Origin of the sequence: Bradyrhizobium canariense, from assembly GCF_900105125.1 — a bacterium.
GTDB classification, from domain to species: domain Bacteria; phylum Pseudomonadota; class Alphaproteobacteria; order Rhizobiales; family Xanthobacteraceae; genus Bradyrhizobium; species Bradyrhizobium canariense_A.
In genome coordinates this window covers 7388735-7415470 of sequence record NZ_LT629750.1, presented here as the reverse complement: position 1 = coordinate 7415470, position 26736 = coordinate 7388735, and the positions used below count along the sequence as shown (strand labels likewise).

Genomic DNA, 26736 nt, shown 5'->3' with positions numbered 1-26736 from the left:
TCGTTTACGATGGATGACTTCTTGCGCCAGAAGCGGCCATAAGTGTGCTTATAGCCGTGTATTTCGCTACTCGCGCTATAACTCTCGTTATGAATCCATGAAGCATCTTACCGATCTGAAAGTGATGCCGGCCAGCCAAATTGTGCGAGTGATGTTTGCTTCTCAGAGCCAGAGCGTCATCACGACGGCGGCTGTGCCGCGCGTTCTGCTCAATTCTCGAACCCGAACAGCTTCGCTGGATTGGTTACCAGTATCTTCTGCAGCTCCGCCTCGTCCGGCGCGTAGCGATACAACAGCTCCAGCAAATCCGCGTCGTTGGGCGGCTGCACCACCGAGACCGGATGCGGCCAGTCGCTCGCCCATACGCAGCGATCCGGCGCCGCCTCGATATAGCTCCGTGCGATCGGAATCACGTCGTCCCAGGGCGGCCCGACCTTCGAGGTCTTCTCGCCCAACGACAGCATCACCCAGAAATTTCCTTCGGCCAAAAGCTCCAGCATGGTACGCAAATTCGGGTCGTTGTTGCCGCGCGTGGGGTCCGGGCGCGCCATATGATCGATCAGCACCGGCACGTCGAGCGATCGATATTTGTCGACACTGCTGACGATGCCATCCTTCTCCGGCTGGATCTTGGCGTACCAGCCGAGTTCGCGAATCCTCGCAATCGCGCGGGCGAAATCCTTTTCCGACAGCACTGCACCCAATTCCTGGCGGAAGCTGAAGCGAGCGCCACGCACGCCGGCATCGTGCAGCCTGGCGAGATAGGCATCATCGGCCTCCGCGAACACCAGCGCGTTGGCACAGCCGCGGTAGTTCGGGCCCATGGCGGCGAGAGCGTCGAGCACCACCGCATGATCGGCGCCGTAGGTCGTGGTCTGCACGATGATGCCGCGCTCGATCCCGAGCGCCCTATGCACGCGCAGCGCCGCCTCCCATGTCGCCGTCGGCATCTGGTAGGCGGCGCCCGCCCTCACCGGATATTTGTCCAGCGGTCCCAGCACGTGAAACTGGCTGTCGACGCTTTTAGGCGGCGGCAGTTTTGACGGGCGGCGCGGATTCGGATCGAACGCAAGATAATTCGGCACGTGTTATTCCTTTTCTATCGATCACATTTCAGTCGATGACGGCGGTGAAGTCGCACTGCACCAGTGCGCCGCCGTCCATATCCATCTGCAGCGCATGGCGGGCAGGACGCGAATGTTCGTCCGGAAACATCTTCAGCCATTCGGTATTGACCGGCGCGCGCTGGTTGCGGTCCTGTAGCCACACCGTCATCTTGATGATGTCATCCGTGGTGCCGCCGCCAGCTTCCACGGTGGCCTTCATATGCGCGAACATGTTGGCGCACTGGTCTTCGATCGTTTTCGGCATCTCGCCGGTCTTGGGGTCGCGGCCGAGGATGACGCCGGACATCAAGAGGTTGCCGATGCGGCTGGCATTCGGAATCGGATTGGCGTGCTTGAAGCCGCCGATATGAATACTTTTGCGTCGCGCGTGAGCTGTCATGGCTGCTTTCCTTATTTGATGTCAGACGAACTGGCAGGACACCGAGCCGAACGGGCCGTAATCGGCCTGGAAGGTGTCGCTCTTCCTGATATCGACCGGGCGCGTGAACGAGCCCGCCAGCACAACTTCGCCCGCAGCGAGGTGCTCGCCGTGCGGGGTCAGGCGATTGGCAAGCCACGCCACCCCGTGGGCGGGATGGTTGAGAACGCCGGCGGCGATGCCGGTCTCCTCGATCTGGCCGTTGCGGAACAACAACGCACCGATCCAGCGCAGATCCACATCCAGCGGCCGGAATGGCCGGCCGCCGATCACCAGCGCCGCATTCGCCGCGTTGTCGGAAATCGTGTCCATCACCTTGCGGGCGGCCTTGGTCTCCGGATCGATGCGATGCATGCGGGTTTCGAGAATTTCCAGCGCTGGCGTGACGTAATCGGTGGCGTTGAGCACGTCGAACAGCGTGCAGTCCGGGCCCTTCAGCGCGGTCTTCAGCACGAACGCCAGTTCGACCTCGATGCGGGGCGCATGGAAGCGGTCGAACGGGATCGGGCTGGCGTCCGGATAAAACATGTCCCGGAACAGCACGCCGTAGTCCGGCTCTGAAATGCCCACGGCGCTTTGCATCGCCTTCGACGTCAGTCCGATCTTGTGTCCCTTGATGACGCGCCCGTTTGCGAGCTGCAGCCTGGTCCAGGCGCGCTGGATCGCATAGGCGTCCTCGATGGTCAGGCCTGGATACTCAAGTGTAAATGCGCGAATGAGGGATTTGGTGCGTTCGGCCTCGTTGAGGCGTTGCGCAAGACGGTCGATGGTGGGCTGGTCGAGCATGATGGTTACTTCTCGGCGACGACGGTGTTGCGAAGGATACCGATCTTGGAGGACTCCACTTCGACCACATCGCCTGGCTTCAGCCAGCGCGGCGGATCGAACCGAGCGCCGGCGCCGGTGGGCGTGCCGGTCACGATTACATCGCCGGGTTTCAGGGTGGCAAAGGTGGAGAGGTAGGCGATCAGAAAATCAAACGGGAACATCAGCCGCTCGGTGGAATCCTGTTGGCGCAATTCGCCGTTGACGCGGGTCAGGATGTCGTGCGGCGCGCGCGGATTGCATTCGTCCGCGGTGACGATCCACGGACCGACACTGCCCGAGCGGTCGAAATTCTTGCCCTGCGTCACGTTGAACTTGCCGTGGTGCAGCCAGTCGCGCACGCTGCCTTCATTGCACAGCGTCATGCCGAAGATGTGGTCCCACGCCTGCTCGCGCGGAATATGGCGGCCCTCCTTGCCGATGACGATGACGAGTTCGCCTTCGTAGTCGAATTGCTCGGAGACCTTGGGCTTTTCGATCGGCTGTCCCGACCCGACCACCGAGGAGGCGTTGCGAACGAACAGGCTGGGATATTTCGGCAGCTCCGAATTGTCCTTGTACTCGGCGTTGCGGTCGTTGTAGTTGACGCCGATACACCAGAGCTTTTCCGGTGCCGGGACCGGCGGAACCAGCACGAGGCCGTCAAGCGCATGGTCGGGCTTTTGCCCGGCGATGGCAGCGCGCGCGACGTCAAGTCCGTCGCCGGCGATGAGCCTACGCAAATCGGGGAACGTCGATCCTATCCGCCTCGTCAGATCGACCACGCCGCCACCGGCGACCACGCCGTAGCACGGCGTTCCGTTCACGAGATAACTCAAAAGGCGCATCAGACAAATCTCCGGATCATCGCCGCGTCAGACGGCATGCTGGTGAGGTAAAGGTTTTGCGTCAGTCGCTGTGCGCCTGCGGGTTTCTGGCAGCGACAGCGTCATGGCCAGGAACAACACGATGGCGGGCGCCACCACCATCATGCCCATGGCGAGTTCACCGCCGAACGCGGCCGCCGCGATCGGCACCACCACCGGTGCAAAGCTGCCGATGCCGCGGCCGGCCATGTAGACGACCGACACCGCGGTGGCGCGCACCTCGATCGGATAGATCTCCGACAGCCAGGTGCCGACGACGCCGAGCGCCGAGTTGCCGATCACGAACGCGATGTAGGTCCAGAACATCGGGAAGCCGACGATGCTGCCCTGATATTTATCATGCGCGAAGAGATAGAGACCGCAGGCCATGGCGCCCCAGGCGAGGCCCGGCACCAGCGCGCCGTATCTGCGGCCTAACGCGTCGTTGAGCGCGCCCATGCTGAGATACGAGAGCCCGCCGACCACCGAGGCGATAATGGAAATATTGCGGACGATTTCCGGCGGCGTGTCGAGTGAGCGCTGCATCAGCGTCGGCATGAACACCACGACGCCGTAGTAGCAGAACATGTAAGCCATCATCCAGACCAGGCACACGATCGATACCGCGAACAGCCGGCCCCGGAACATCGCCACCAGCGTGTTAGTGGTTTTGGCCGCGGCCGGAACCAGCCCGCTCACGCGCTGACGGTCGAACTGCAGCCAGGCTTTCGATTCCGGCATGAACAGGCGGATGAAGATCATCAGCAGAATCGGCGTGCCGCCGGTGAGCAGCGCGATCCGCCAGCCCCATTCGAGGCTGAACGACGTGGTGGCCCAGACGCCGACGATCGACGCACTGGCGCTCGCGATCACCGCGCTGCCCTGAATGAACGCGCTGCCGAGCCCGCGCCGCTCCTTGTTCCAGGCCTCATTGAACAGCACCATGCCGGCGCCCCACTCGCCGCCGAGGCCGATGCCGGTGATGAAGCGAAGCACCGCAAGGCTCCAGTGATCCCACGCGAACGCCGAGGCGATCGAGCCGGCGGCGAATACACCCAAGGTCAATTGCAGCGCCTGCTTGCGGCCCATGCGATCGCCAAGCCAGCCGAACAGCGCGCCGCCGATCACCGAGCCGATCAGGGTCAGGCTCGTGACGCTCGCTACCTGCGCCAGCGATATCTGAAGCGACTTCTGGATCGAGCCCATGAGGAACGGCATGATCAGCACGTCGTAAAGATCGAGCGCGAAGCCGAGCATACAGGAGAAAATGATGGCGGCGCGTTCGCCGCGCGTATAACCGGATGCGTCGGGCGATATCATCGTCATGGTCGGTCGGGTCATGGGCGCATCGTTTCCCTGGAGATTTTTCAGGACGGTGATTTTGACGTCTGGAACACGGATTTCAGGGTGACGATTTCGCCGAGCCGCGCATAACGGGGTCCGCCGATGCGGGCGATCGGATCGAGCGCTTCGGTCTCGATCTTGCCGTTGTTCACGAGACCGTCGCGGATATGGAACACCAGCACCTCGCCGACGATCAGCCGGCTGCGGGTATCGCCGAATTCGAGGCATTGCCGGAAGCGACACTCCATCGCGATCGGAGCCGCGGCCAGTCGCGGCACGGCGATGCGCTCGCTCGGCAGCGTTTTGAGCTTCAGTTCCTCGACCTCGCTGATTTCGGGTGGATGTTCGACAGAACTTTCGTGCACCGCCGTCATCAGCGTGTTGTCGGCGATGTGAACAACGTACTCTTCGTTGTTGAGAATGTTGTGCGCGGTATCCTTGTAGATCCCAGCCTTGCGGCCAACGCTGATCGCCAGCATCGGCGGCTTCGGTGACACGAAGGTAAAGGCGCTGAACGGCGCAAGATTGACGACGCCGCTGCCGGAGACGCTGGTTACCCAAGCGATGGGACGCGGCACCACGATGCCGGTGATCAGCCGGTAGGCATGTTCGGCGCTGAGATCTGACGGATCGATCCGCATTCAAAGTCCTCGCAGCTTCTTGAGCTCTCGTTGCCGGGCAACGGCTGGCATCGCGCCCTACGTCATGGCCGGACTTGTTCCAGTAATCCGCGCCTTTACTTGCGGTAATGCCGTCAGGACCTGGATACCCCGCATAAAGCCGAGCACCAGCGGCGCCATCGAGATCGACGTGATGGGGACGAAGTCCCGCTTCAAGCTGTAGGGGTCGTGCCTGGCGATTTCAGGGGCGAACAGCAGCGGTCCGTTGGCACCGACAAATAATGTGTGAGGCTTGTTGGCGATGATGCGCGGCGGCCACCGCTGGGCCGCCGCCTGCGTGGTGACCAGCGCCGTGACCGCAGCCCACGCGATCGCGAAAAATCTCATCGCATCCTCCCGGAACCGGGTGGCTGGAGCCTTTTTCTCCGCCACTTATTTTTTGGTGCGAGCCGCAGCCCACCTGTAAGGCGAACCTTTGCTCCCGACCCTTCTTGTGTCGACGGAATTATGGTGTTTATGTCCACAATGTGGACAGCCCAAAGGCAACACAATGACGGGTGATGGCAGGCAGGAACCGCGGCAAGGTGCGCAGGCGATCCGGCGGGCGCTGTCTGTGTTGCGTATTCTTGCCGCGGGCCGTGAAGAAGGCGTGCGGCTTTCGGAGGTTGTGCAATCCACGGCCCTCACCCGCCCCACCGTGCATCGCATCGTGCATGTGCTGATCGAGGAAGGCATCGTGGAACGCAACGACAAGAGCGGGCGCTACGCCATCGGCCGACAGGTCCCCGAATTGGCGCTGGCCCGGCAATCGCGCACGCCGCTGCTGGTCGCGGCCGAGCCCCATCTGCTGAAGGTGTCGCAGCAGCTCGGCGATACCTTGTTTCTAACGGTGCGTACCGGGTTGGACACACTGTGCGTGGCGCGCCGCATCGGCGCCTATCCGATCCAGGTGCTGTCGATCGAAGTCGGCGCGCGGCGTCCATTGGGCGTGAGCAGCGCCGGCGTCGCCATTCTTGCCGCGGTGCCGGCGCCGGACGCGCGCAAGATCGTCGCCGCCAATCAGGTGAGGTTCGAAGCCTATCGTACCACCATGCCGATAGTGCTCGAACAGATTCAGGCGGCGCGGCGCCGGGGTTATGGCTTGCGCGACATCGGCCTGGTGCAGGGTACGAAATCGCTCTCAGCCTGGATCAGGGGGCCAGATGGCCAGCCCGCTGCAGCGATCACGCTCTCGACCATCCGCAACCGGCTCAATCCCCGACGCGAGAGCGAAGTGGCCGAAGCCCTGATCGGCGCCGCGCACGCGGTCGAAGGGGCCATTTCTCTAGCGAAGTGACATCGTGCTTACGTCGTGAGTACCTTGCCATTGGGACACACGCCTGGCCCCGCAACGCTTCGATCGTGGATCCGCGGTTCTCGTCGCATACGAAGGTTGCACTACGCTGCTACACATGGAGAGCCAACGCGGTCTGTCTCTCGTCGGAGCTGATCCAGTTCGCGGACCGTTAGTTCGAGGGCGCTGCGGATGCCGGCATCGCGGATGTGGTGAAGCCATTGTCCCAAAGGCTCCCAGGTTCATTCCAACCGCGTCGAGTGATGCCAGTGCAGGACGGCGCGCTCCAGCACGAGAAAGATGCGGTTGAGAACATAGCCCGCAGCCGCCAGGCAGATCACCGCGGCATACATGGAATCTGCGCGCATGGCATACTGCATCGACATCAGATAATTGCCGACGCCGCTGGCGCCGGAAATCATCTCGCCGATGACCGCCATGATCAGCGCCAATGACAGCGCGATCCGCATGCCGGCGGTCATCGCCGGCAGCGTGGCTGGCAACACGATCTTGCGCAGGGTGTCGAGCCGGCTGAGGCCGAAGGTCCTGGCCGTCAGCAGCAGGGTCTCGTCGAGGCCGCGCACGCCGCCATAGGTGTTGACGAACACCGGCGGAAACACCGCCAGCATGATGATGAAGATCTTCAGCGTATCGTCGACGCCCAGAAACAGGATCAGCGGCGGGATGATCGCCGGCGACGGCAGCGTGCGCTGGATCTCGATCAGCGGTCGGATCGTCCAGTCCAGAATGCGGTTGCTGCCAAGGAGCAGACCGAACAGCACGCCGAGAATGCAGCCGACGGCGTAGCCGGCCAGCATCCGGTACAACGTCGCGCCGAGAATTTCTGCGAGTTCGCCCGATAGCAGGCCGCGATACGCCGCGACCAGCACCGCGCTGAAGCGCGGCCAGTTGTCGCTAACGATCCAGCCGCGGGCGGCGGACACTTCCCAGAGCAGCAGCAACAACGCGATCAGAATGGCGCCGCTCAGCCTGGTGCGCGCGAGATCGCCGAACAGCTTGCGCCGCACCGGTGCTTTCGCCGTCAGTTCGCCAGGCGTGAGCGACGCCGTGATGCTCATTTCAGCGCATCCGGATCGGTCATGGCGGCGAGATCGATATCGCCGGTGATCATCCCGTTATCCTTCATCAGCTTGACGGTGGTTGCCACCGAACCGAGATTGACCACCTCGGGCAGCCGCTGCAGATCCAGTTTCGCCACCAGTTCGGGCTGCATCTTGGTGAAGCCCGAGATGATACGCACCAGATCAGGATCCCTAAGATTGGCGTTGTACCACTGCACCCCCTTGCGAAAGGCGCGACCATACTTGGCCAGCGTCTCCTTGTTCTTGGCGAAGTAGTCCTGGGTAGAAATGTAATGTCCGACCTCGACGTCCGGCTGCACCTCGCGATAGGGCGCGGCGACGAGCTGGAAATCCTTGGCGTCGGTCACCGCCGCGTTGAAGAACGGGTTGACCATGAAGGCGGCGTCGATCTGCTTGCCGCGCAACGCGTCGAGCATCTGCGGGAACGGCACTTCCTTGAAGGTCACCTTGCTGGGGTCGCCGCCGCTCTTGGCGATCCAGGCGCGCGCGAACAGCCAGATGATGCCGTTGCGGGTATTGACCGCGACGGTCTTGCCTTCAAGATCCTTGCCGGTCTTGATCGAATCGCCCTGCCGAGCCACCAGACCGTTGGTATTGACCGGATTATCGAACTGCTTGGTGCCGGCGGCGATGACCTCCAGTTTGAAACCCTGCTGCTGCGCCAGCATGGTGGAGACTACATTGCCGTACATCACATCGAACGCGCCGGCCATCAGGCCTGGCACGCCGGCGGCACCCCCGGTCGACGGCGTCGGCACGATGGTCAGGCCCTCGGCCGCGAAGTAACCCTTGTCGATGGCGACGAACAAAGGCGTCACGTCAGTGATCGGGATGTAGTTGACGCGGACGGTCTGCGCGGATGCAGCCGTCGCGAGGGCCGCGAAGGCGGCAGTCAGCACGACGCGGCTGAAATGTTTCATTGAAAACATGCAAACCCTCCTTTGAGATATCGATCACTGCGCGAAAACGTCATGCGCTCATTTCGCGCGCCACGGCACGGCGCGGTCTTCCACCATTTCGAACAGCACATTCAGCAGCAGGCCGACGACCGCCAGGATCGCGATCCAGGCATACATCGGCCGCACCTGGAACGAGCGCTGCAGGTCCAGAATCAGGAAGCCGATGCCGCTTTCGGCGGCCAGCATCTCGGCGAGGATCACCAGCACGAGGCCCATGCTGAGGCTGACGCGCATGCCTGTGAGAATCATCGGCAACGACGCCGGCAGAATGATCTTGCGGATAGTTTCTAAGCGCGAGCAACCGAGCGTGCGCGCGGTCGCGAGCAGCACCGGATCGACGCCGCGGACGCCCTGCAGCGTGTTGATCAACACCGGAAACAACGCCGCCACCGCCACCATGGTGATCTTCATACCGGCGCCGATACCGAGGAACACCACCATCGCTGGAATCAGCGCCGGTTTCGGGATCGGCCGGATTACCTCGACCAGCGGCTCAAGCAGGCCGTAGAGATAGTCGCTGCAGCCCATCAGCAGGCCGAGCGCGACGCCGGCCACGCAGGCGATGGTGTAGCCGATCAGCAGCATGCCCAGGGTCTGGCCGAGCGGCACCAGGAAGCTGCCTGACGCGAGGATCTTCCACAGAGCCGGCGCGATCTGCGACGGCGGCGGCAGCAGCGACAGGTTGACCAGCCCGGCGCGGCAGATCAGCTCCCACAGCAGCAGCATGCCGAGGATCGACAGCAGCCCGAATCCCTTGCGGCCGAGTTCAGGCATCGACGCGCCCCGCATTCTGGCGTTGCAGCAGATGCGTGACCAGCTCGTGGCGCAGCTGCAGGAAGCGCGGCAGTTCGCGCGTGCCCATGGCGTCACGCGGCCGCGGCAGCTCGGTATCCACCACCATCTCCACGGTGGACGGGCGCGACGACAGCACGGCGATGCGGTCGGCCATGAACACGGCCTCGTCGACGTCGTGGGTGATCAGCAGAATGGTCAGGCCCTGGCGCGCCCACAGGTCGAGCACCAGCGATTGCAATTCGATCCGGGTCAACGCATCGACCGCGCTGAACGGTTCGTCGAGCAGCAGCACGCGCGGCTGCGCGGCGAGCGCGCGGGCAATGGCGACGCGCTGCTGCATGCCGCCGGAAAGCTGCCACGGATAGTGTTTTCGGAAGCTGGCCAGTCCGACCATGCCGAGATATTCGCCGCAGCGCGCGGCGATGTCGCGCTTCTTCATGCCCTTCGATTCGAACACCAGCGCGACGTTCTGCTCCACCGTGCGCCAGGGCAGCAGCGACTTGCTGTATTGCTGGAACAGATAGACCATTTCAGGCGGCGGAGCCGTCACCGGGCTGCCGTTCAGCACCACCTCGCCGGCGGTGCCGTCGATCAGGCCGGCGACGATCTGCAGCAAGGTCGACTTGCCGCAACCGGACGGGCCGAGGATGGCGAGAAATTCGCCCTGCTTCACCTCGAGCGAGATACTCTTCAGTGCCGTGGTGGTCTCGCCGTGCTGTCCGCCATAGACCTTGTTTACGTCGCGAATACTGAGATAGCCTGCCGTTGCCGTCATCGTGCGGCCTCCAGCGTCATTGACGGCAACCGCTTGAACCACGGGCGCGCGCGCTCCAGCTGGCCGGCGAGTTGAAACAGTGTCGCCTCTTCGGCGAAGCGGCCCCAGAACTGCACGCCGACCGGCATGTTGGCGGCGTCCCAGAATAGCGGCACCGACATCGCCGGCTGTCCGGTCATGTTGGCGAGCGCGGTGAAGGCGGACGCCCGGCGCCGCAAAGTACCGGCAATGTCATCTGCGTATTCGGGGCCCATGGTGCCGACCATGAACGGACCCAACGCAGTGGTCGGCGACAGAATCATATCGTAGGTCGTCATGAACTGCGCGACCTGCTGGTGCAGCGCGAACATCGCCTCGCGCGCACGCATCACATCCTCGCCGGTGACCGTCAGGCCGTAGCGATAGGCTTCCCAGGTGGCCTGCTCGAAATCCTTATCGGTGGCCTTGCGGCCGAGGCCGCGCTCGGCGGCGTGAATGCCGGTGGCGGCGGCGGCGCCCTTCATCACCTGGCGCGTCCGCAGATAAAGCTCGGCATCAACATCAGGAGCGGCTTCTTCCACGATATGGCCGAGCGAGGCGCACAAGGCTGCGGCATCGGCGACGGCGGTGAGACAATCCGGCGCCACCTCGTCGCCGAACAGCGACTGCGGCATCACCGCGATGCGCAGACGCTTCGGCTGCTGCTGCACCTCGTCGAGAAATGGCCGGCTTTGCACCGGGCTGGCATAGGATGCGCCAGGTTCAGGACCGGCCACTGCATCGAGCAACGCGGCGCTGTCGCGCACCGAGCGGGTCAGCGCATGAACCGTGGCAATGCCACCGCCGCCATCGAAGCGCGCCGGGCCGAGCGGAGCGCGACCGCGGGTCGGCTTCAGGCCGAACAGGCCGCAGGTGGCGGCGGGCGAACGGATCGAACCGCCGGCGTCGCTGCCATTGGCCGCCGGCAGAATACCCGCGGCAATGGCGGCGGACGATCCGCCGCTGGAGCCGCCGGCGCTGTAGCCCAGATTCCATGGATTGCGCGTGACGCCGTAGAGCTGACTCTCGGTGGTCGGCGAACCGCCGAACTCACAGCTGTGTGTCTTGCCGAAGATCACCAGCCCGGCATTCCTGTAGCGCTCCGCGACGGTGCTATCGCGCTTCGCCATCGTGTCTTTCAGGAACACCGCGCCACTCGTCGTGGTCGTTCCGGCAAGATCGATGAACAGGTCCTTCAGCAGGAACGGCACACCGGTGAACGGACCATCCGGCAATCCCTGCGCGATCTGAGCGCGCGCTGTGTCGGCGAAAACGTCAACCACAGCGTTGATCGCCGAATTGACGGTGTCGATGCGGTCGAGCGCGATGTCGAGCAACTCGTCGGCTGATGTCTCGCCGCTGCGTACCAGGCCGGCCAGACCGAGTGCGTCGTGCGAAACATAGTCGGCGAAGCGCAGTCCGGACAATATGGACAACAATGATCTAGTCACTCACGTGCTCCTGTCGGGCGGTCACATACTTCTGAAGTTTCTCGTCAGAGCGAGGTGCCGCTGTTTGTTATGCAGATCACATGCCAGAGCAGAACTTTCGACGTCGCCGGGTCGCCCGATGACTGCACTAAAGATTGAAGGCGCGTCAGAACATTTCGAAGTATTCGCGCTGCTCCCAGTCGGAGACTTCCGCCTGGAAACGCTCGATCTCGGCGAGTTTGATGTGGGTGTAATAGTCGACCATGGTCGAGCCCATGGCGTCGCGGAAGAAAGGATCTTCCTTCAGCGCGAACACCGCCTCGCGCAGCGATTTTGGCAACAGCGGGGCGTTGCTCTCGTAAGGCGTATCCGCCGACGGGCCAGGATCCAGCGCCCGATCGACGCCATCGAGGCCGGCAAGAATCTGCGATGACATGTAGAGGTAGGGATTGGCGGCGGGCTCGCCGACGCGGTTTTCAAGGCGCGTCGCGGAATCGCCGGGACCGCCGAGCAGGCGGATCATCGCGCCGCGGTTGTCACGGCCCCAGATCGCGCGATCCGGCGCCAGCGAATAGGAGCGATAGCGTTTGTAGCCATTGATGGTCGGCGTGGTGAATACGGTGGCGGCGCGGGCGTGCGCAAGGAGGCCCGCAAGATAGAAGCGGCCGAACGGCGACAGCATCTCGTTTTTATCTTCCGACATGAAGGCGTTCTTGCCGGTGGCGCGCGACACGATCGACTGGTGCAGATGCCAGCCCGACGACACCACGTTGGGAATCTTCGGCCGGCACATGAAGGTGGCGTGATAGCCGCGGCGATGGCAGATTTGCTTCACGGCGCTGCGAAACAGCACCATGCTATCCGCCGGCATCAGGCCGACGGTGGGCTGGAAGGTGAATTCGCACTGGCTCGGACCGTATTCCACCTCGACGGAGCGCAGCGGTAGGCCAAGCGCCAGCACGTCGCGGCGGATGAATTCGAGCACCGGCTCCATTTGGTCGTAGCGCTGCTCGGTGAGGTACTGGTAGCCGTGCGACAACAGGCTGACCTCTGGCGGACGGCCAGGCTGGCCGGCGTCTTCCGGCGCCATCCGCGTTTCTTCGAGCTTGAAGATGTGGCACTCGACTTCGAGGCCCGCGACGAAATCATAACCGCGCTTGCCGAGATCGGCGAGCACGCCCTTGTAGAGATTGCGGGTGGCGAACGGCACCGGGCGACCATCGGCGAAATGCACATCGCATAACAACCAGCCGGTGCCCGGCACCCAGGGCAATACGCGGAACGTGCTGGGATCGGGGATCATCAGGACGTCGGCGGCACCCTGCATCTCCGGAATGCCGAAACCGCCGCCGGCGGTGAACACTGGAAACACCGTCTTGTGCGAGGTATCCTTGGCGAACATCGTGGTGGTGATGGTGCATCCGCTTTCGAGGCAGCGCAGCGCCTCGCTGGCGATCAACGTCTTGCCGCGCAGGATGCCGTGCTGATCCGGAAACGACAGCCGGATCACTTCAAGCTTCTGCTCCTCGACGAGGCGTCGAAGCCTGACGGCGGCGTCCTTCTGTTCTGCGGACCACAGGCCGTGGCGTTCGACGAAACTCAACGCACTCTCCCCGAAAGATTTTGACGAAGAACGATCACTCGGCGGCCGACAGGTGCGTCACGGTGGCGGAGGTTTCGTTCGACGCCGGCGCGGCCCAGGGCGCGCCACGGCGGCGCGCGACGTCGACTTCCATCCAGTAGGTTTCCCAGCCCCGCGTCGGGCCAATGCCGTCCATGGTGCCGGGGCCCTGGATGCTGCGCGCATTGTCGGCATCGAGGAACATCATCGGCTTCTGGCCGCCGGCCACCTTCTCGATCTCCTGCCGCAGCAGTTTTCGGTAGGCTATGATGGCCTTGTCGGAGGAGCCAAGATGTTCGCGGGTACGGTCCTGGATCTTGCCCATGGATTCCACCGCCCACTGGTCGTGCACGTTGATGTCGGCGCCCATGCCGGTATAGGTCTCGCGCGCCTGCTCGTGCGGATCGAAGCCGTAGTCGTTGCTGCGGTTCTTGCGCGAGGTGTAGTGCGGCAACTCGTAGAGTTCGAGCCGCTGCGCCAGCATCTTCTCCTTGTCCACCGGCTTGGTGTAGCTGGTGAAGATCGCATACCAGTAGCAGTTTTCGTCATCGACCGGCACGTGCCACTGGGTGATGGTCATTTCCGTGCTCATGGGAATCACGAAACCATGCGGGAACAGCTGATTGGTTACGCGCACATGGGTGCGCTCGTCATCGAGCTGGCGCAGCGCGATCAGTCGCAGGCCGTATTCGGTGCTCTCGACATTGATGATCGGGCGATCATATTCGCGCAAAATCTTCGTCATCGGCATTTCACTGCCCGCGGAAGCGCCGCGGAACTGCTTGCCATAGGCCGCGGACGTATCCTCGTCCTCGAAGAAGCGATGCAGGAACGAGGCGTGAGCGGGATCGATGCCGACCTCCATCGCCTGCAGCCAGTTGCACTCGAACAGACCCTTGAAGGCGAAGGTGTAGGCGGCGGGCGCGGCGAAGCAATCCAGTTCCGGGAACGCCGGCGGCTCGCCTTCACCCAGATACGCCCACAGCATGCCGCCCCTTTGCATTACCGGATAAGCGCGCTGCTTGATGCCGGCGCAAAGTTTTGAAGATGCCGGTTCGGCAGGGGTCTCCAGGCACTTGCCGTTGACGTCGAACAGCCAGCCATGGAAAGCGCAGCGCACGCCGCCGCCTTCGAGGCGGCCGAAGGCGAGATCGGCACCGCGATGCGGGCAGTCGCGGTCGAGCAGGCCGTAGCGGCCTTCCTCGTCGCGGAACAGGACAAAATCTTCGCCGAGCAGCTTGACCGGCTTGATCGGCCGGTCGCCGGCGAGTTCATCGACCAGCCCCGCGGGCTGCCAGTACATCCGCATCAACTTGCCGGCGGGCGCCTTCGGTCCGACCCGGGTGATCAGCTCATTTTGCTCTTGGCTCATCATGGGCAAGGACCTCTTCAAAGGAGCTGATGCGACGAAGCCTGGGCCCGCGAGGGCGAAGCAATTTGTTCGTCTATTGAACTTATGGTCGATTTTAGTACTGGATTAATTCTAAGCAAGGAGATTTTTACAGCAGCGTATGCTGCGATTGTGGGCAAAGTTCACGTCGCCAAATGTTATTCCGCCCAAAGCATCGACTTGCAGTTATCGAACACATGTTCGATATACGGCATATCTAGGAGCGTACGATGCCCCTGACCTTCCATTTTTCCGCCAGCGCTAGCGAAAGCCCACGACGATGAGCGGCCTTGTGATCATCGGCGCCTCCTACGCGGGGGTACAGGCCGGCATCAGCGCGCGCGAAAAGGGCTATCAGGCGCCAATCCGTATCGTCGCCGACGAGACCCACTTGCCCTATCAACGGCCGCCGCTGTCGAAGGGTTTCCTGTCGGGCAGCGTCGCCCACAGCAACCTGATCCTGCGCGGCGACGACTACTTCAAGGCGCGGGGCATCGAACTGGTGCTCGGCCATCGCGCTGTCAGCCTCGACCGCGACGCCGGCCGCGTCGAACTGCAGGGCGGCGACCCGTTCGCTTTCGATCAACTGCTGATCGCCACCGGCTCGCGGGCGCGGCAGCTCACCGTGCCCGGCCATGCGCGCGACGGCATCGTCTATCTGCGCACGCTCGATGACGCGGTTAACCTGAAGCCGCGACTGGAAGCAGCGAACGAGATCGTCATCATCGGCGGCGGATTTATCGGCCTGGAAGTCGCGGCCACCGCGGCCAAGGCCGGCAAGAAGGTGGTGCTGATCGAAGCCGCCTCGCGGCTGCTGGAGCGCGCGGTGTCGCCATTGATCTCTCAATTCCTGCTCAATATCCACCTCGCTCATGGCGTCGATATCCGCTTCAACCAGAGCGTGGTCGGGATTGAAGGTACGAGCGCCGTCCATGACGTGATCTGTTCGGACGCAGCGCGCGTGCGCGGTGACCTGGTCGTCGCCGGGATCGGCGGCATCGCCAATGACGAACTGGCCTCCGCCGCCGGCATCGGCTGCGCCAACGGCGTCGACGTCGATGAGTTCGGTCGGACCGGCGTGCCCAACATCTTTGCCGCCGGCGATTGCAGCAACCACCACAGCATCTTTGCCGGCCGCAGGGTACGGCTGGAATCGGTGCAGAACGCCACCGACCAAGGCAACGCGGCTGGCGCGGCGATTGCCGGCAAGCCCGAACCTTATGTGAGCGTGCCGCGCTTCTGGTCGGACCAGTATGACGTCAAGCTGCAGATCGTCGGCCTCTCCGCGCCGAATGATACGGCGGTCATTCGCGGCGCCATCGACGATGGCCGGTTCTCTGTCTTCTACTACCGCGGCCCGAAACTGATGGCGGTGGACAGCATCAACCGGCCCGGCGACCAGATGATTGCGCGCCGCCTAATTGCGGCGTCGCTGTCGCCGACGCCGGAGCAGGCTGCCGACGGGTCGTTCGATTTGAAGAAAATGGAAGCGGTCGGTTGAACCGTGCAAGGGGCTGATCATGCCGAAGCTGAAACGCGTTGACGGCGAAGAGCGCGGCGGCACCGACTTCATCGAAAGCCTCGACCGGGGCCTGCGGGTGTTCGAGCTGTTCGGCGCCGATGCGCGGCCGATGACGCTGAGCGACCTCGCCAAGGCCGCCGACCTGCCGCGCGCCACCGCGCGCCGCATCTTGTTCACGCTGGAGCGGGCCGGCTATGTCGCCAGCGACGGCAAGCTGTTCACATTGACGCCGCGCGTGCTGGCGCTGGCGGGGTCGTATCTGTCGTCCAACCAGGTCGTGACGATCCTGCAGCCCGTGCTCGACCGGTTGTCGAGCGCTGCCAGGGAGATCAGCTCGCTGGCGATCCTCGATGGCGACGAGGTCATCTTCATCGCCCGCAGCAGTCCGGCCCGGGTGTTCTCGTCCGGCATCGACCTCGGCTATCGGCTGCCGGCGTTTTGCAGCTCAGTCGGCCGCGTCATGCTCGGCAAGTTCTCGAACGTCGAGCTTGAAGCGGCCATCCATGCCGCCAATCTGACGCCGATGACGCCGTACACCGTCACCGACAAGGTGCTGCTGCTCGCGACCATCATCACCGATCGCGAGAAAGGCTATTCCCTGGTGGACCGCGAAGCCGAACCCGGCTTCCGTTCAATCGCCGTGCCTATCCGACGTTACGACGGCACCATCGCCGCCGCCATCAACATGGGTGCCCATGTCGACCGTGTCTCGACCGGCGAAATGATCGACCGCTTTCTGCCGCTTCTGAGAGAGGCGGCCGATTCCGTAAAGTCGCAGCTGCTGTGACCGCAACTCAGATTGCATAGCAACGACGAGCAACGCCATGCCGCATCTGGTGATCGAATATTCTGCCGACGGACATGAGCGCTTCGATGTGACGGAGGTTATGCGGGCCTTGCACGCCGCGGCAGCGTCGACCGGCGTGGTGCAGGCGCCGGACATCAAAATCAGAGCGATCTCATACGACGATTATTTGGTTGCTGGAATTCGAGATGGCTTCTGCCATGTCTCCGTCTTTCTACTGGAGGGACGTACGCCAGAGCAAAAGCTGAAATTGAGCGAGAGCTTGCGCACGAGTTTGTCGAAGATGCTGCCTCGAACAAAAAGCCTGAGCGTCGATATTCGCGACATGGACTCCTCCGCGTATAAGAAGCGATTGCTTCCCGATTAGGTGTTTTCACCGGCGAGAGACGCGCGCCTGCACGACCTCGACCGGCGAGACCCTTGCGGGTGCGGATCGGTTGGGCCGGCTTGGTTGCGTCGGAATGGATTATGTCGGAGACAATCGCATAATCACCCGGCGGTAACCCATGGCCCCGAACCCGGACGCAGTGAAAAACAGCGTCTTCCCGAACTCCGTCATGTTCGCGAGCAGCGGCACGCCGGAAACACACATCGCGAACTCCTGGAACATCTCGCGCGAACGATACCGCTACACTCCGGCGACATCTCATGATGGGCAGCCATCTCTATTTGGCAATCTCTTCGAACAATTTGGCAAATGCCGGCTTCGCTTTCCCGGGCTGCGAAACGGCCTGAGCTTTCGCCAGATTGGATGCCGGATCACCCACGACAATTAGAGCAACCATCCCCATCCCATAGTGCGGCTGGCATTCAACGCCATAGACACCCGGTTTCGAAAACGTAACCGTGAGATCTTTGTTCATTTCGCCCTTGAAGGGCTCCGCCCCGTCGGGAATCATGCCGGGTATCGACACGACGTCATGTCCTTTATCCTTGGCGATGAAGTGAACGGCGTCGCCCGGCTGGATCCGAAGCAGATTTGGCTCGAACTGGAACATCCCATGCGCGTTCATGTTCAACGTATTCATTTCGAACTCGGCAGCATGGCTTGCGGCACCAGTTAGGGCGAGCGCCGCCAAAACAGCAGCCCCCAATTTCGATACAACCATCTAAAGAATCCTTCTTTTCCTGAGTTCGGCATGATCGCAACGCGGTGCCTTGCGTGACCGACTTGAGTAATAGCCTCGCTGAATTTCTGATCGTTGCGCCAGATCAAACTCGAAGCCGACGCTTTGCAGGAACGATTGCTGGTTTCCACCAGGGTGGCGAAATACGACCGGGCATTCCGGAGCCCAGGCCTAGTACACGTCGCGGAGATAACGCGCTTCGCGGCGCAGATTATCCAGCCACGCCTGTGCGCCGGCGTCGTCGAGCTTGCCCTGGTCGATGGCGATTTTCAGCAACATGCCATTGACGTCGGGTGCCATCCCATGAGCATTGCCGCAAACGTAGATCGCAGCCCCCTCTTGCACCCATGCGTAGAGATCGCGGCGAGCCTCCCACATTCGGTCCTGAACGTAGATTTTCTGAGGCTGGTCTCGCGAGAAGGCGACGTCGAGCCGGCTTAGTACCCCGCGCCTTTGCAGGGCCGTCCATTCCGATTCGTAAAGGAAGTCATCAGCGCGATGCTGGTTGCCGAAAAACAGCCAATTCTTGCCTCTGGCTCCGGTCGCGTCCCGCTCCTGCATGAAGGCGCGGAACGGCGCGACGCCGGTTCCCGGTCCGATCATAATGATGCTGCGCGACGGATCCGACGGTAAGCGAAAGTAAGGATTGGAGTGGAGATAGATACGCAATCGATCGCCGACACGGCAACGTTCAGCGACGTCCATCGAAGCGACACCTTTGCGCCTGCGGCCATACGCCTGGTAATCCACGGCCGCGATCAGCAAATCCACCTGTCCGGGTGTTGCCTTGCTGCTGGATGCGATCGAGTAAAGCCTCGGCTGCAAACGGCGGAGAAGGCCAGTAAATTGCTCTGAATTCAATTTGCGCGGGGCGGCCGTCAGGAGGTCGATTAACTGCCGACCTCCGGACAGGAATTCGGCGGCCCGCTCCTCATCGGCAGCAAGTGTTGCCAGCGCCTGGTCTCCGCTTAGCCTGGCGTATGCCTCAATTTGAGGAACTGTCAGCGCGGTGATATCGTAGTATGTCCGCATTGCCTCGCGTAAGGCTGGATTCGCGGAAATACCCACGACATTCAACATCTCCTCGATGAGTTCTGGATCATTCCTTGGAAGGATGCCTATCGAGTCGCCGGGTTCATAGAGAATGCCGGACTCGTCCAGCGCCAGCGTAATCTGGTACGTGCAGACGGTGGAATGGCTGCCGTTGAGGTTAACCTTCTCCCTGATCTCGGCTTCGAACGGATAAGCGCGACCGACCGGCTTGGAATCCGCAAGATAGGGCGCGACCTCTACCTGAACGTCAGAGGACGTCAGCTCTGCCAGCCGCGAACGGATCCAGCTTCCCGCCTGTACCTCATAATCGGCGTCACAATCGCTTCGGTCGGCCAGCCGCATGCCGCCCAATTCGGCCAGACGCGCGTCCAAGGACCGACCTGTTCGACAGAAATTGTCGAGGCTGGCATAGGCACGGTCGCCAAGCGCCAGCACGGCATATCGGACACCGTCAAATCGCGGCGCCGTGGGTGCCATCAGCGAATCGTAGAAGTCTGTCGCTCGCTGCGGCGGTTCACCCTCTCCCCACGTGCTCGCAATCACCAGTAGATGTTTCGTCTTTGCCGCTTCGGCGACCTTGATGTTCGCCATGTCCACCACGTGCGGCTCAAGGCCCAGCCGCGCTGCAGCTTTACCAGCAGCAATGGCCAGCCCTCTGGCGTTGCCGCTTTCGCTGGCATAGAGAATCGTAAGCGGAACTCTTTGGGATTGCGAAGCCGACTGCGGCAACCGCGCTCCAATAATTATTTTGGCTGACGCGACACGCGCATCACCGACGAAGGCGGCGAGAGCAACTCCTCCTCCGATCAGGAGGGCGAGCACCAGCGCCTCGCTTCCGCACAACAGCAAAAATGTCGCGAAATCAGATTCGGCCGGCCCCGGTATCGTTATCGAAAGACCTACGAAGCTTGAAACCCACCACTTCATGGTCAGCCACACGGAAGCATTACTGCATTTCGCGCGGGCGAGCCTGGCCGAACAGTATCAGGAAGCAGCATCGAGCACCTCTCTGCGACCATCCGGCAATACGAAATACGCGTTCAGCGCCAATTCACGCACGATCGGTTTGACGGATTCGATCGGCATCAAAGAAAACGCCGTTGACAACGCATCCGCCGTCGTCGCCGTGGCAGCCACGACAGACACACTCCGATAGCGCCAACTCGTTCCTCCTGAACCCGGGTCAAAGATGTGATTAAAACGGCCCGCCGGATCCAGCACGGTGCCATACCCCCCGGATGTCGAAACAGCCTGGTTATCGAGAGAGATCTGCTCTGCCACCTGACCCAAAGACGAGGGATCCTCGAGTCCGACACGCCAAGCGCCGCCGAAAGGCCGATTTCCGATCGCGCGAATTTCCCCCATATCCACGAGCGAATGCTCGACACCATTGCGATGCAGGAGATCGACGACCCGATCGGTCAAGTAGCCCTGCGCGATCCCGTTAAGCGTGACGGCCATGCCACGACGGCTGTAACGGATGGCATCCTCATCGATCATAATCGATTGACACCCAACGCGCTCAATTGTCCTCTTGATCGCCTCGGGAGAAGGTCCGGCCGGATCAGCATCAGGATTTGAAAAATGCGCAGCGTACAGCTGCCAAAGCGGTTGAACGGTGACGTCGAACGATCCGCCCGTCATCCGGCTGAAGTTCGCGCTAAGCCCGAGCAATTCAACCAATTCCAGCGGCGGACTATCGAGTTCTCCGGAACGATTGAGCCTGCTCAGCGATGAATTTACGTCATACAAACTGAAGATGCGCTCCAGCCGTGCAGCTTCCGCCAAGGACAGTGCGATCAGGCGCTTCGCTACGGCTGCATCGGGATGATGCAGTTGGATCTCGGCGTCAGCACCTAACGCCACGCCCCTCCAAATATGGATGTTTCTGTCAAGATCTGCGGCCGCTTCCGATCCGGCACGCAATGTCTGCGGAAGAAACGCAATTCCCGATGCGGCGGCTACGATCTGAATAAACCTTCGACGGTTCGGCATCCATTTATTCATTCTGGCCTCCCGTCCGGTCACGAGAACTCGGTACATCCGACGATTGGTCGGGCAAAATGTATCTCATCGGCATATTGTCGAACCGCACCATGCGGCCCCCATTGTGTGCGACGAAAGCTTGCGCATCCGATTCTGCCCCGAACGGCACGGCTTCGGTTTCATTCATGCCGCTTCGATAATTGCTTTCGATCACGAACAAGGCTTTGTGTGCGTCAACCCATGTCCCGGGTTCGGGATGATCCCAATTGCGTACACGCCCCATATCGGTGACATAAATGGCGACGATCGGATGCTGGTTCTCCGGTATGAAAGTGAAGGCAAACATGTCGTGGACGGAGGCGAACCAGTAAGGCTCCGCACGGTCCCTGACGAACAACTGAGCTTTTGGCCCGGAATGCTCATGCAGCGACATACCGCAAAACTCGGCGACCGTATCCCGCGACGGCTCCTGCGCGGTCGGAACCGATGCCGATTCATTGCAAGCCGCGAGCATCAGGGTCGATATCAGCACAAGGAAGCGGAAGGTCTTCATACCTGCCTCCGCGAAAATGCCAGGCCGGCTGCGGCCAGCGGTATAACGATCCATACAAGCAAGGCGCCGAGCAACGTCAGGCTGCCGAGCGCCACATCCTTGCTCAACCCCGCCATCCCGCTCAAGCTACCGACATTCGAAAAGCCGGTCAGATTCAGCATTCGATAAATGTCCGCCGGATTTGCCAACAGGAAAACATTCAAAGCACCGACGGTGATCATCCTGCCTTGGTCAGCAACAAGGGCTCCCAGCAGAATCATGTCGTAGAGGAGGACGAAGAACAGCCACAGACCAAGCGCTGCACCGGCAGCCGTGCGTTGATCGCGTGTCAGAACGCTCACCAGATAGCCGAGCGCGATAAAGGCCGCTCCGAGCAACACGCTTGTGGCGAGCATCAAGGCAAAGGCCTCGACGGCCCCCGATTCGGATCCTGAGTCGACAAAACTTACGGCGAGCCCCGCGATACCGTAGCCAACCAATGTCGAGAAGCCGAGAATACCGACGTGACCGATGAATTTACCCGCGATGATCTGCCAGCGATGAACCGGATAAGACAACAGCAAGAGCATGGTACCGCGGTCGAATTCGCCTGCGATGGCGTCATGCGCAATCAGCAACGCGATCAACGGCACGAGAAAAATCGTCAGACTCGACAAGCTGACGACCGTAATCGACAGGGGGTCCACTCCAACCGATCCGATAGGCGTGCTGCCGAGCAGAACGAGAGTCAATGATAGCGTCGACAGCAGAAGGGTGGTCGCAAGGACGCGCCGATTCCGAAGCCCGTCACGCAATTCACGAATTGCTATAATATAAACCTGCCGGATCATGCCACGGCCTCGCGCTGCATCATGACGGCATAAATCTCGCTGAGCGTCGGCGACACCACCTCGAGATCGGTGAGCGGCAGAGAAGCGGCGAACAGGCGCCGCAAGACATCGACCTTGGTCGCTTCCTCACAACGGAATTCGACCGTTCCATCGGTCAGGAATTTGTATTCTCCTAGGGTAGATAGTGCCGTTGAACGACACGGGGGCCCTTCGGGCATCCGAATGCGGATGCAGGTCGGAATTTGCGAGATGCGGCGCAGATCGACCAGACTTCCATCAGCGATCTTGCGCCCCCGATTCAGTGCGACGATCCGGTCCGTTCGATTCTCGATCTCCGCCAATGCGTGTGAGGACAACAATATAGCGGCGCCGTTGCGCGCAAGCTCGCTCATGATGTTGTAGACTTCCTCGCGCAGCTGGGGATCAAGGCCGGACGTCGGCTCATCCAGCAACAGCAGTTTTGGTTGGCCTATCAAGGCCTGTGCGAGGCCAAGGCGTTGCCGCATTCCCTTGGAATAGGTTCCAATTCTTCGATGAGCCGCGCCTGCCAACCCGGTTCGTTCGAACAAGTCCGCATTGCGCCGTTCCGAGCCCCCCTTCAGACGCGCGTAGAACGACAACGCCTCCGCTCCCGTGATGGCCGCGGGAAACACCACGTTCTCCGGAAGAAAGCCAATGGCCTTGCGTACCGCGTCGAAATTGGAGCGCCGTACATCGGCACCCATCACCTCAATCCGTCCCGCGGTTGACCGGATAAGCCCGAGCGCCAGCTTGATCAAAGTGCTCTTGCCCGCGCCATTGTGACCAATCAGCGCCACGCGCTCTCCTTGCGAAAGCGCCATGTCGATGCGGTCGAGAGCAACCACCTCTCCATACCGCTTTGACACGCCATCGAAGCGAACAGATAACCCGCTCATAATGTCCGCCTCAATCACTACGTTCGAAGGCGCTCGAATGCGCCGTGGGAACGTCCGGCGGCTTCATCAGAGGAAAGCTGTCGACGACGCCACCGGGATGCAAGTTCGGAAATGCAGATTGAGCCAAACGCAGAACCTGAACTGCCGGACTGTTCAGGAGAAGCTTAGCCGCCGGATAACGCCAGACGACCTGATCCACCAGATCGTTCGGGCGATACGCTAGATCGGCCACACCGTGCCCACGCAAATCAAACGCCGGATTGTCGCTCCAGTAGTTACCGCGGCCACCCTCCGACCATTCGAGATTGCGAGTCCCGACGTACTTCACCTGCGTGCGATTGCTGATAAACGCGTTGTTCGTCATCACATTTCGCTCGGAACCCGCCGTGAAGTGAACGCCGATACTGCATCGCTCGAACCAATTATGCGCAAAGCGATTCTTGTTGGCGTTATAGATGAAGACGCATTGATCACCGCCGCGCACCGCATTCCCTTCAATCTGGGAATCGTTGGCGTAATTGAACAGCATCCCATGATCGCGATCGCCGAACGAAGCATTGTCCCGAACCGTCAAATGATCGGAAAACATAATGACGTAGCCGTCGTGATTACCGATGGAGACGTTGTTACTCACCTCGCTGTTGTTGGCATACATGTAGTGGATGGCGATGCGAACTCCACGCATCTGATTGCCGCTGAAGACGTTTTGCCGACTGACATTGACGAATATTCCGTCGCGCCCGCCCGTGATGTTGTTATCCAGGATCTTCGCGCCGGGAGCATTCCAGACATAGACGCCGTTTCCGCTATCGTTGAGATTCGGCGCGATCCAGCCGGATATGCGATTTCCCTGCACCAGCGCGCCCGGGGCGCCGTGCACATAGACGCCAACCAGATTGTCCTCCATGGTGTTATTGCGAACCACGGCATTAACGGCCGCCTGATCAAGAAAAATGCCGGCATCCATGCGGTCCAGCGAACGCCCTGAGTTGCGGACGACAAGATGATCAACAATGACACTCGGTGAGGTGACCTCGACGGTCCGACCTTGACCATGGCCATCGACGACAACACCCGGACCTCCCTTCAAGGTAAGGGGACGATCGACGTGCACCGGACCATCATAGACACCCGCCTGCAACTCCAGCACGTCACCGGCAGCAGCAGCAGAGATCACCGCCTGGAGATTATCTCCAGGCGATACCTCGACCTTGCTGGCTAAGGCCGGCCCGACCGGCAGAAGAAGCAATGCTCCAAGCAGCCCGGACCGATATCGCCAGGCCTGCATCATGCGCTGTGCGGAGCAACGATCAGCCGCCCGGACATTTCCATGTGCAAAGCATGACAGAACCATTGGCAATAATACCAATGCACGCCCGGCCGATCGGCAATGAAGGTGACTGACGAGGTTTGTTGCGGCGAGATCTCCATCATGACGCCATAGCGCACGATGGTGAATCCGTGAGTCAGATCCTCAACGTCGTCCATATTGGTGATCGTTATCGTGACTTCGTCGCCCTGCTTTACCTCTATTTTATCGAGGCTGTATGTCGGCGCGACCGACGTCATATAGACACGCACCTTGTTGCCGTCGCGAATAACGTTCGCGGCTTCCTCCAGCTTGACGCCGTCCTTTGCCGCTTGAACGCGCGCATCCTCCCACATCGGGTCGTCGCGCCTCCAGATCGTTATCGGCTTCACTTTCGATCGATGCACGATGCAGATATCGTGCGGCTCGGCGAAACTCGGGCCATCATGCACCAGCGACATCTTCCCCGATGAAATATCGATCAACTGGTCATTTTCCGGATGAAGCGGGCCGACCGGCAAGAATCTGTCTTTGGAAAATTTGTTGAGGGACATCAGCCATTTTCCATCGGCCTCCTTAGTCTCGCCCATCGAGGTGTGGTTGTGCCCCGGCTGATAGTGCACATCGAGTTTCTGGATGATCGGGTCAACCTTCTCACCCTTAAAGAGCCGTTTCGCTTTGTCGATATTCCACATCACGACTTGGCTGTCGAGAAAGGTGGTCGTAAAGGCGTTGCCCTTGCCATCGTAAGCTGTATGCAGAGGTCCGAGCCCAATTTCCGGCTCGGCGACCACCACATCGCGCGGCTTCAATTTGTCGTTGAACAGCTCGTCGAACAACCGAACGTCCAGCACCGTCGCGGTGGGTGAGAGCTTTCCATTGATGATGACGTGAATGCCGTCCGGTGCCGTATTGACGCCATGAGGATTGTTGGACACCGGTACATAGCGCGTATAGCGAGACCCATGCCGTCCATCGACAACCGGCACGCCGCCCATCAGCTTGTAGTCGCCTTTCTTCACCGCATCTTCGATACGCTTGATGTTGAAGATGACGACCCAATCCTGCTCGGCGGAAGTCATATCGGCCAGAACGAAACCCTTTTCAGAGTTGTAACATGTTGCGAAAGAATACTTTCCCTGATAGTCGGCGTCCGTGTTGTCGAGATTGCCGTCCACCAGCACCTGCCACGCCACCTTCATGGTGTCGCCATCTACAGCCGTATAGACTGACCAATATTTCGTCTTGTCATCATTGAGCACCGAACCATCGTTGGGTATCGGAATGATATGCTCGCTATTGGCGAAGACGTAACCCGTTCGCGGATACTTCTGCAGGCGCAAGCCATGAATGTCGGAGGCATTCGGGATTTCGATAATCTTGTCGCATTTCATGACGTCGGCGCGAATCCGCGCAATGCGACAGTTCGCCTTGTCATTGATGAAAATGTAGCGACCGTCATAGGTGCCATCGGTAAAAGACATATGCGGGTGGTGCGCATCGCCGTTGACAAACGAACCGCCCCGGGTCTCCAGGAATTTTCGTGTTTCCGGCAAAAGGCCTTCGGTCAGAATCTTCCGGCTTTCGTTGGTCAACCCCCAACCCGTTGCGCTGTCGCGGTTGAACACGGGGATCCGCATGATTTCCCGCATCGACGGAATCCCGATGATCCGAACCTCGCCTGTCTGACCGCTGCTGCCGAAGCCGTAATACTCGTCGAGATCTCCGGGCCTGACCTCCACGCTCTGCCCCCGAGATTGGGCAAGGGCTCCGTGAGAAAACGACGCCATGCTTCCGGCGCCGACGAGAGCCGCGCCGCCCATAAGCAGACTGCGGCGACGCACCGTCAAATGTGATTCATCTGCGGCTGCATCTGGCTGATCTATTTCGGTACGCGGCTCGTTGCTGTTATCACGCATCGTATTGATATCCCCGAGTTTCGCTATAGCGGCACTAGACAAGGACGGATAATCCATTTTTTCCGGAGCCCGTCTGTCGCTACTACGTAGCGGGTTTCTCGCGATTGTCCTT

Annotated in this window: 26 protein-coding genes and 1 pseudogene; 4 read left to right on the top strand and 23 right to left on the bottom strand. The window is 61.0% G+C overall.

Translation table 11 applies throughout. From position 1 onward, the window contains the following. Nucleotides 1-209 precede the first annotated feature (209 nt). From BLV09_RS35010 to BLV09_RS34980, 7 genes are read right to left on the bottom strand one after another with little or no spacing between them, the layout of a single operon-like run. A complete protein-coding gene (locus BLV09_RS35010) occupies nucleotides 210-1085 on the bottom strand; it encodes an amidohydrolase family protein (protein ID WP_146690666.1) in 876 nt (291 codons plus the stop codon). A gap of 28 nt (nucleotides 1086-1113) precedes the next feature. After that, nucleotides 1114-1506 (bottom strand): RidA family protein, encoded by a 393-nt coding sequence (locus tag BLV09_RS35005; protein WP_146690665.1) that lies wholly within the window; start codon nucleotides 1504-1506, stop codon nucleotides 1114-1116. 21 nt (nucleotides 1507-1527) lie between these two features. Next, on the bottom strand, nucleotides 1528-2331 hold the full coding sequence (gene hpaH / locus BLV09_RS35000) for a 2-oxo-hept-4-ene-1,7-dioate hydratase (RefSeq protein WP_146690664.1): 804 nt from the start codon (nucleotides 2329-2331) through the stop codon (nucleotides 1528-1530). Between the two features lie 5 nt (nucleotides 2332-2336). After that, nucleotides 2337-3197, bottom strand: coding sequence for a fumarylacetoacetate hydrolase family protein (locus BLV09_RS34995; RefSeq protein WP_146690663.1), 861 nt, complete (start codon nucleotides 3195-3197; stop codon nucleotides 2337-2339). A 27-nt stretch (nucleotides 3198-3224) separates the two neighbouring features. Beyond that, complete coding sequence (locus BLV09_RS34990; RefSeq protein WP_146690662.1) at nucleotides 3225-4556, bottom strand: MFS transporter; 1332 nt, start codon at nucleotides 4554-4556, stop codon at nucleotides 3225-3227. A 26-nt stretch (nucleotides 4557-4582) separates the two neighbouring features. Further along, entirely contained in the window at nucleotides 4583-5200 is a 618-nt protein-coding gene (locus BLV09_RS34985) for a flavin reductase family protein (protein ID WP_146690661.1), read from the bottom strand. 57 nt (nucleotides 5201-5257) lie between these two features. Next, nucleotides 5258-5566 (bottom strand): hypothetical protein, encoded by a 309-nt coding sequence (locus tag BLV09_RS34980; protein ID WP_146690660.1) that lies wholly within the window; start codon nucleotides 5564-5566, stop codon nucleotides 5258-5260. A 163-nt stretch (nucleotides 5567-5729) separates the two neighbouring features. Between BLV09_RS34980 and BLV09_RS34975 the strand changes: the two genes are divergently transcribed. Further along, nucleotides 5730-6515, top strand: coding sequence for an IclR family transcriptional regulator (locus tag BLV09_RS34975; protein ID WP_146690659.1), 786 nt, complete (start codon nucleotides 5730-5732; stop codon nucleotides 6513-6515). A gap of 239 nt (nucleotides 6516-6754) precedes the next feature. On the opposite strand, the gene BLV09_RS34970 is transcribed toward BLV09_RS34975, so the two are convergent. From BLV09_RS34970 to BLV09_RS34940, 7 genes are all read right to left on the bottom strand, one after another. Further along, nucleotides 6755-7591: an ABC transporter permease gene (locus BLV09_RS34970; RefSeq protein ID WP_146690658.1), complete on the bottom strand. Its 837-nt coding sequence runs from the start codon at nucleotides 7589-7591 to the stop codon at nucleotides 6755-6757. Next, a complete protein-coding gene (locus BLV09_RS34965) occupies nucleotides 7588-8544 on the bottom strand; it encodes an ABC transporter substrate-binding protein (RefSeq protein WP_146690657.1) in 957 nt (318 codons plus the stop codon). The genes BLV09_RS34970 and BLV09_RS34965 overlap by 4 nt, the downstream gene beginning before the upstream one ends. 48 nt (nucleotides 8545-8592) lie before the next feature. Next, nucleotides 8593-9348, bottom strand: coding sequence for an ABC transporter permease (locus tag BLV09_RS34960; RefSeq protein WP_167558991.1), 756 nt, complete (start codon nucleotides 9346-9348; stop codon nucleotides 8593-8595). Next, the gene (locus tag BLV09_RS34955) at nucleotides 9341-10144 is read right to left on the bottom strand and encodes an ABC transporter ATP-binding protein (RefSeq protein WP_146690655.1); all 804 of its coding nucleotides are present in this window, start codon (nucleotides 10142-10144) and stop codon (nucleotides 9341-9343) included. Before BLV09_RS34955 ends, BLV09_RS34960 begins: the two co-directional genes overlap by 8 nt. After that, nucleotides 10141-11613, bottom strand: coding sequence for an amidase (locus tag BLV09_RS34950; RefSeq protein ID WP_244548900.1), 1473 nt, complete (start codon nucleotides 11611-11613; stop codon nucleotides 10141-10143). Before BLV09_RS34950 ends, BLV09_RS34955 begins: the two co-directional genes overlap by 4 nt. A gap of 145 nt (nucleotides 11614-11758) precedes the next feature. Beyond that, nucleotides 11759-13195: a glutamine synthetase family protein gene (locus tag BLV09_RS34945; RefSeq protein WP_146690654.1), complete on the bottom strand. Its 1437-nt coding sequence runs from the start codon at nucleotides 13193-13195 to the stop codon at nucleotides 11759-11761. A 34-nt stretch (nucleotides 13196-13229) separates the two neighbouring features. Then, on the bottom strand, nucleotides 13230-14588 hold the full coding sequence (locus tag BLV09_RS34940; RefSeq protein ID WP_146690653.1) for an aromatic ring-hydroxylating dioxygenase subunit alpha: 1359 nt from the start codon (nucleotides 14586-14588) through the stop codon (nucleotides 13230-13232). A 295-nt stretch (nucleotides 14589-14883) separates the two neighbouring features. Here BLV09_RS34940 and BLV09_RS34935 point away from each other — a divergent pair, with 295 nt between their 5' ends. From BLV09_RS34935 to BLV09_RS34925, 3 genes are read left to right on the top strand one after another with little or no spacing between them, the layout of a single operon-like run. Further along, on the top strand, nucleotides 14884-16104 hold the full coding sequence (locus tag BLV09_RS34935; RefSeq protein WP_146690652.1) for an NAD(P)/FAD-dependent oxidoreductase: 1221 nt from the start codon (nucleotides 14884-14886) through the stop codon (nucleotides 16102-16104). Between the two features lie 19 nt (nucleotides 16105-16123). Further along, the gene (locus tag BLV09_RS34930) at nucleotides 16124-16912 is read left to right on the top strand and encodes an IclR family transcriptional regulator domain-containing protein (protein ID WP_146690651.1); all 789 of its coding nucleotides are present in this window, start codon (nucleotides 16124-16126) and stop codon (nucleotides 16910-16912) included. A gap of 37 nt (nucleotides 16913-16949) precedes the next feature. Beyond that, nucleotides 16950-17297: a 5-carboxymethyl-2-hydroxymuconate Delta-isomerase gene (locus BLV09_RS34925; RefSeq protein ID WP_146690650.1), complete on the top strand. Its 348-nt coding sequence runs from the start codon at nucleotides 16950-16952 to the stop codon at nucleotides 17295-17297. Between the two features lie 108 nt (nucleotides 17298-17405). Here the strand turns inward: BLV09_RS34925 and BLV09_RS38365 are convergent. The 9 genes and pseudogenes from BLV09_RS38365 to nosZ all read right to left on the bottom strand — a co-directional run. Further along, nucleotides 17406-17549: pseudogene (locus tag BLV09_RS38365) on the bottom strand (methylisocitrate lyase); the annotation flags it as partial. A 46-nt stretch (nucleotides 17550-17595) separates the two neighbouring features. Further along, a complete protein-coding gene (locus BLV09_RS34915; RefSeq protein ID WP_146690649.1) occupies nucleotides 17596-18039 on the bottom strand; it encodes a pseudoazurin in 444 nt (147 codons plus the stop codon). A 189-nt stretch (nucleotides 18040-18228) separates the two neighbouring features. Further along, nucleotides 18229-20037: a diflavin oxidoreductase gene (locus BLV09_RS34910; RefSeq protein ID WP_146690648.1), complete on the bottom strand. Its 1809-nt coding sequence runs from the start codon at nucleotides 20035-20037 to the stop codon at nucleotides 18229-18231. Nucleotides 20038-20094: 57 nt separating this feature from the next. Then, on the bottom strand, nucleotides 20095-21117 hold the full coding sequence (locus tag BLV09_RS34905) for an FAD:protein FMN transferase (RefSeq protein WP_197685009.1): 1023 nt from the start codon (nucleotides 21115-21117) through the stop codon (nucleotides 20095-20097). Beyond that, on the bottom strand, nucleotides 21110-21649 hold the full coding sequence (locus tag BLV09_RS34900) for a nitrous oxide reductase accessory protein NosL (protein ID WP_146690647.1): 540 nt from the start codon (nucleotides 21647-21649) through the stop codon (nucleotides 21110-21112). The genes BLV09_RS34905 and BLV09_RS34900 overlap by 8 nt, the downstream gene beginning before the upstream one ends. Next, a complete protein-coding gene (locus BLV09_RS34895) occupies nucleotides 21646-22476 on the bottom strand; it encodes an ABC transporter permease (protein ID WP_146691437.1) in 831 nt (276 codons plus the stop codon). Before BLV09_RS34895 ends, BLV09_RS34900 begins: the two co-directional genes overlap by 4 nt. Next, the gene (locus tag BLV09_RS34890) at nucleotides 22476-23396 is read right to left on the bottom strand and encodes an ABC transporter ATP-binding protein (protein ID WP_146690646.1); all 921 of its coding nucleotides are present in this window, start codon (nucleotides 23394-23396) and stop codon (nucleotides 22476-22478) included. The genes BLV09_RS34895 and BLV09_RS34890 overlap by 1 nt, the downstream gene beginning before the upstream one ends. Nucleotides 23397-23406: 10 nt before the next feature. Continuing rightward, a complete protein-coding gene (locus BLV09_RS34885; protein WP_244548899.1) occupies nucleotides 23407-24687 on the bottom strand; it encodes a nitrous oxide reductase family maturation protein NosD in 1281 nt (426 codons plus the stop codon). Then, a complete protein-coding gene (gene nosZ, locus BLV09_RS34880; protein WP_244549235.1) occupies nucleotides 24684-26528 on the bottom strand; it encodes a TAT-dependent nitrous-oxide reductase in 1845 nt (614 codons plus the stop codon). The genes BLV09_RS34885 and nosZ overlap by 4 nt, the downstream gene beginning before the upstream one ends. Nucleotides 26529-26736: the final 208 nt, after the last annotated feature.

Bases quoted from the DNA above. Each gene is read 5' to 3' on its own strand.
- BLV09_RS35005 (WP_146690665.1), bottom strand. From the start codon at position 1,506: ATGACAGCTCACGCGCGACGCAAAAGTATTCATATCGGCGGCTTCAAG.
- hpaH (WP_146690664.1), bottom strand. From the start codon at position 2,331: ATGCTCGACCAGCCCACCATCGACCGTCTTGCGCAACGCCTCAACGAG.
- BLV09_RS34995 (WP_146690663.1), bottom strand. From the start codon at position 3,197: ATGCGCCTTTTGAGTTATCTCGTGAACGGAACGCCGTGCTACGGCGTG.
- BLV09_RS34990 (WP_146690662.1), bottom strand. From the start codon at position 4,556: ATGACCCGACCGACCATGACGATGATATCGCCCGACGCATCCGGTTAT.
- BLV09_RS34985 (WP_146690661.1), bottom strand. From the start codon at position 5,200: ATGCGGATCGATCCGTCAGATCTCAGCGCCGAACATGCCTACCGGCTG.
- BLV09_RS34980 (WP_146690660.1), bottom strand. From the start codon at position 5,566: ATGAGATTTTTCGCGATCGCGTGGGCTGCGGTCACGGCGCTGGTCACC.
- BLV09_RS34975 (WP_146690659.1), top strand. From the start codon at position 5,730: ATGACGGGTGATGGCAGGCAGGAACCGCGGCAAGGTGCGCAGGCGATC.
- BLV09_RS34970 (WP_146690658.1), bottom strand. From the start codon at position 7,591: ATGAGCATCACGGCGTCGCTCACGCCTGGCGAACTGACGGCGAAAGCA.
- BLV09_RS34965 (WP_146690657.1), bottom strand. From the start codon at position 8,544: ATGTTTTCAATGAAACATTTCAGCCGCGTCGTGCTGACTGCCGCCTTC.
- BLV09_RS34960 (WP_167558991.1), bottom strand. From the start codon at position 9,348: ATGCCTGAACTCGGCCGCAAGGGATTCGGGCTGCTGTCGATCCTCGGC.
- BLV09_RS34955 (WP_146690655.1), bottom strand. From the start codon at position 10,144: ATGACGGCAACGGCAGGCTATCTCAGTATTCGCGACGTAAACAAGGTC.
- BLV09_RS34940 (WP_146690653.1), bottom strand. From the start codon at position 14,588: ATGATGAGCCAAGAGCAAAATGAGCTGATCACCCGGGTCGGACCGAAG.
- BLV09_RS34935 (WP_146690652.1), top strand. From the start codon at position 14,884: ATGAGCGGCCTTGTGATCATCGGCGCCTCCTACGCGGGGGTACAGGCC.
- BLV09_RS34930 (WP_146690651.1), top strand. From the start codon at position 16,124: ATGCCGAAGCTGAAACGCGTTGACGGCGAAGAGCGCGGCGGCACCGAC.
- BLV09_RS34925 (WP_146690650.1), top strand. From the start codon at position 16,950: ATGCCGCATCTGGTGATCGAATATTCTGCCGACGGACATGAGCGCTTC.
- BLV09_RS34915 (WP_146690649.1), bottom strand. From the start codon at position 18,039: ATGGTTGTATCGAAATTGGGGGCTGCTGTTTTGGCGGCGCTCGCCCTA.
- BLV09_RS34910 (WP_146690648.1), bottom strand. From the start codon at position 20,037: ATGAAGTGGTGGGTTTCAAGCTTCGTAGGTCTTTCGATAACGATACCG.
- BLV09_RS34905 (WP_197685009.1), bottom strand. From the start codon at position 21,117: ATGAATAAATGGATGCCGAACCGTCGAAGGTTTATTCAGATCGTAGCC.
- BLV09_RS34900 (WP_146690647.1), bottom strand. From the start codon at position 21,649: ATGAAGACCTTCCGCTTCCTTGTGCTGATATCGACCCTGATGCTCGCG.
- BLV09_RS34890 (WP_146690646.1), bottom strand. From the start codon at position 23,396: ATGAGCGGGTTATCTGTTCGCTTCGATGGCGTGTCAAAGCGGTATGGA.
- BLV09_RS34885 (WP_244548899.1), bottom strand. From the start codon at position 24,687: ATGATGCAGGCCTGGCGATATCGGTCCGGGCTGCTTGGAGCATTGCTT.
- nosZ (WP_244549235.1), bottom strand. From the start codon at position 26,528: ATGGGCGGCGCGGCTCTCGTCGGCGCCGGAAGCATGGCGTCGTTTTCT.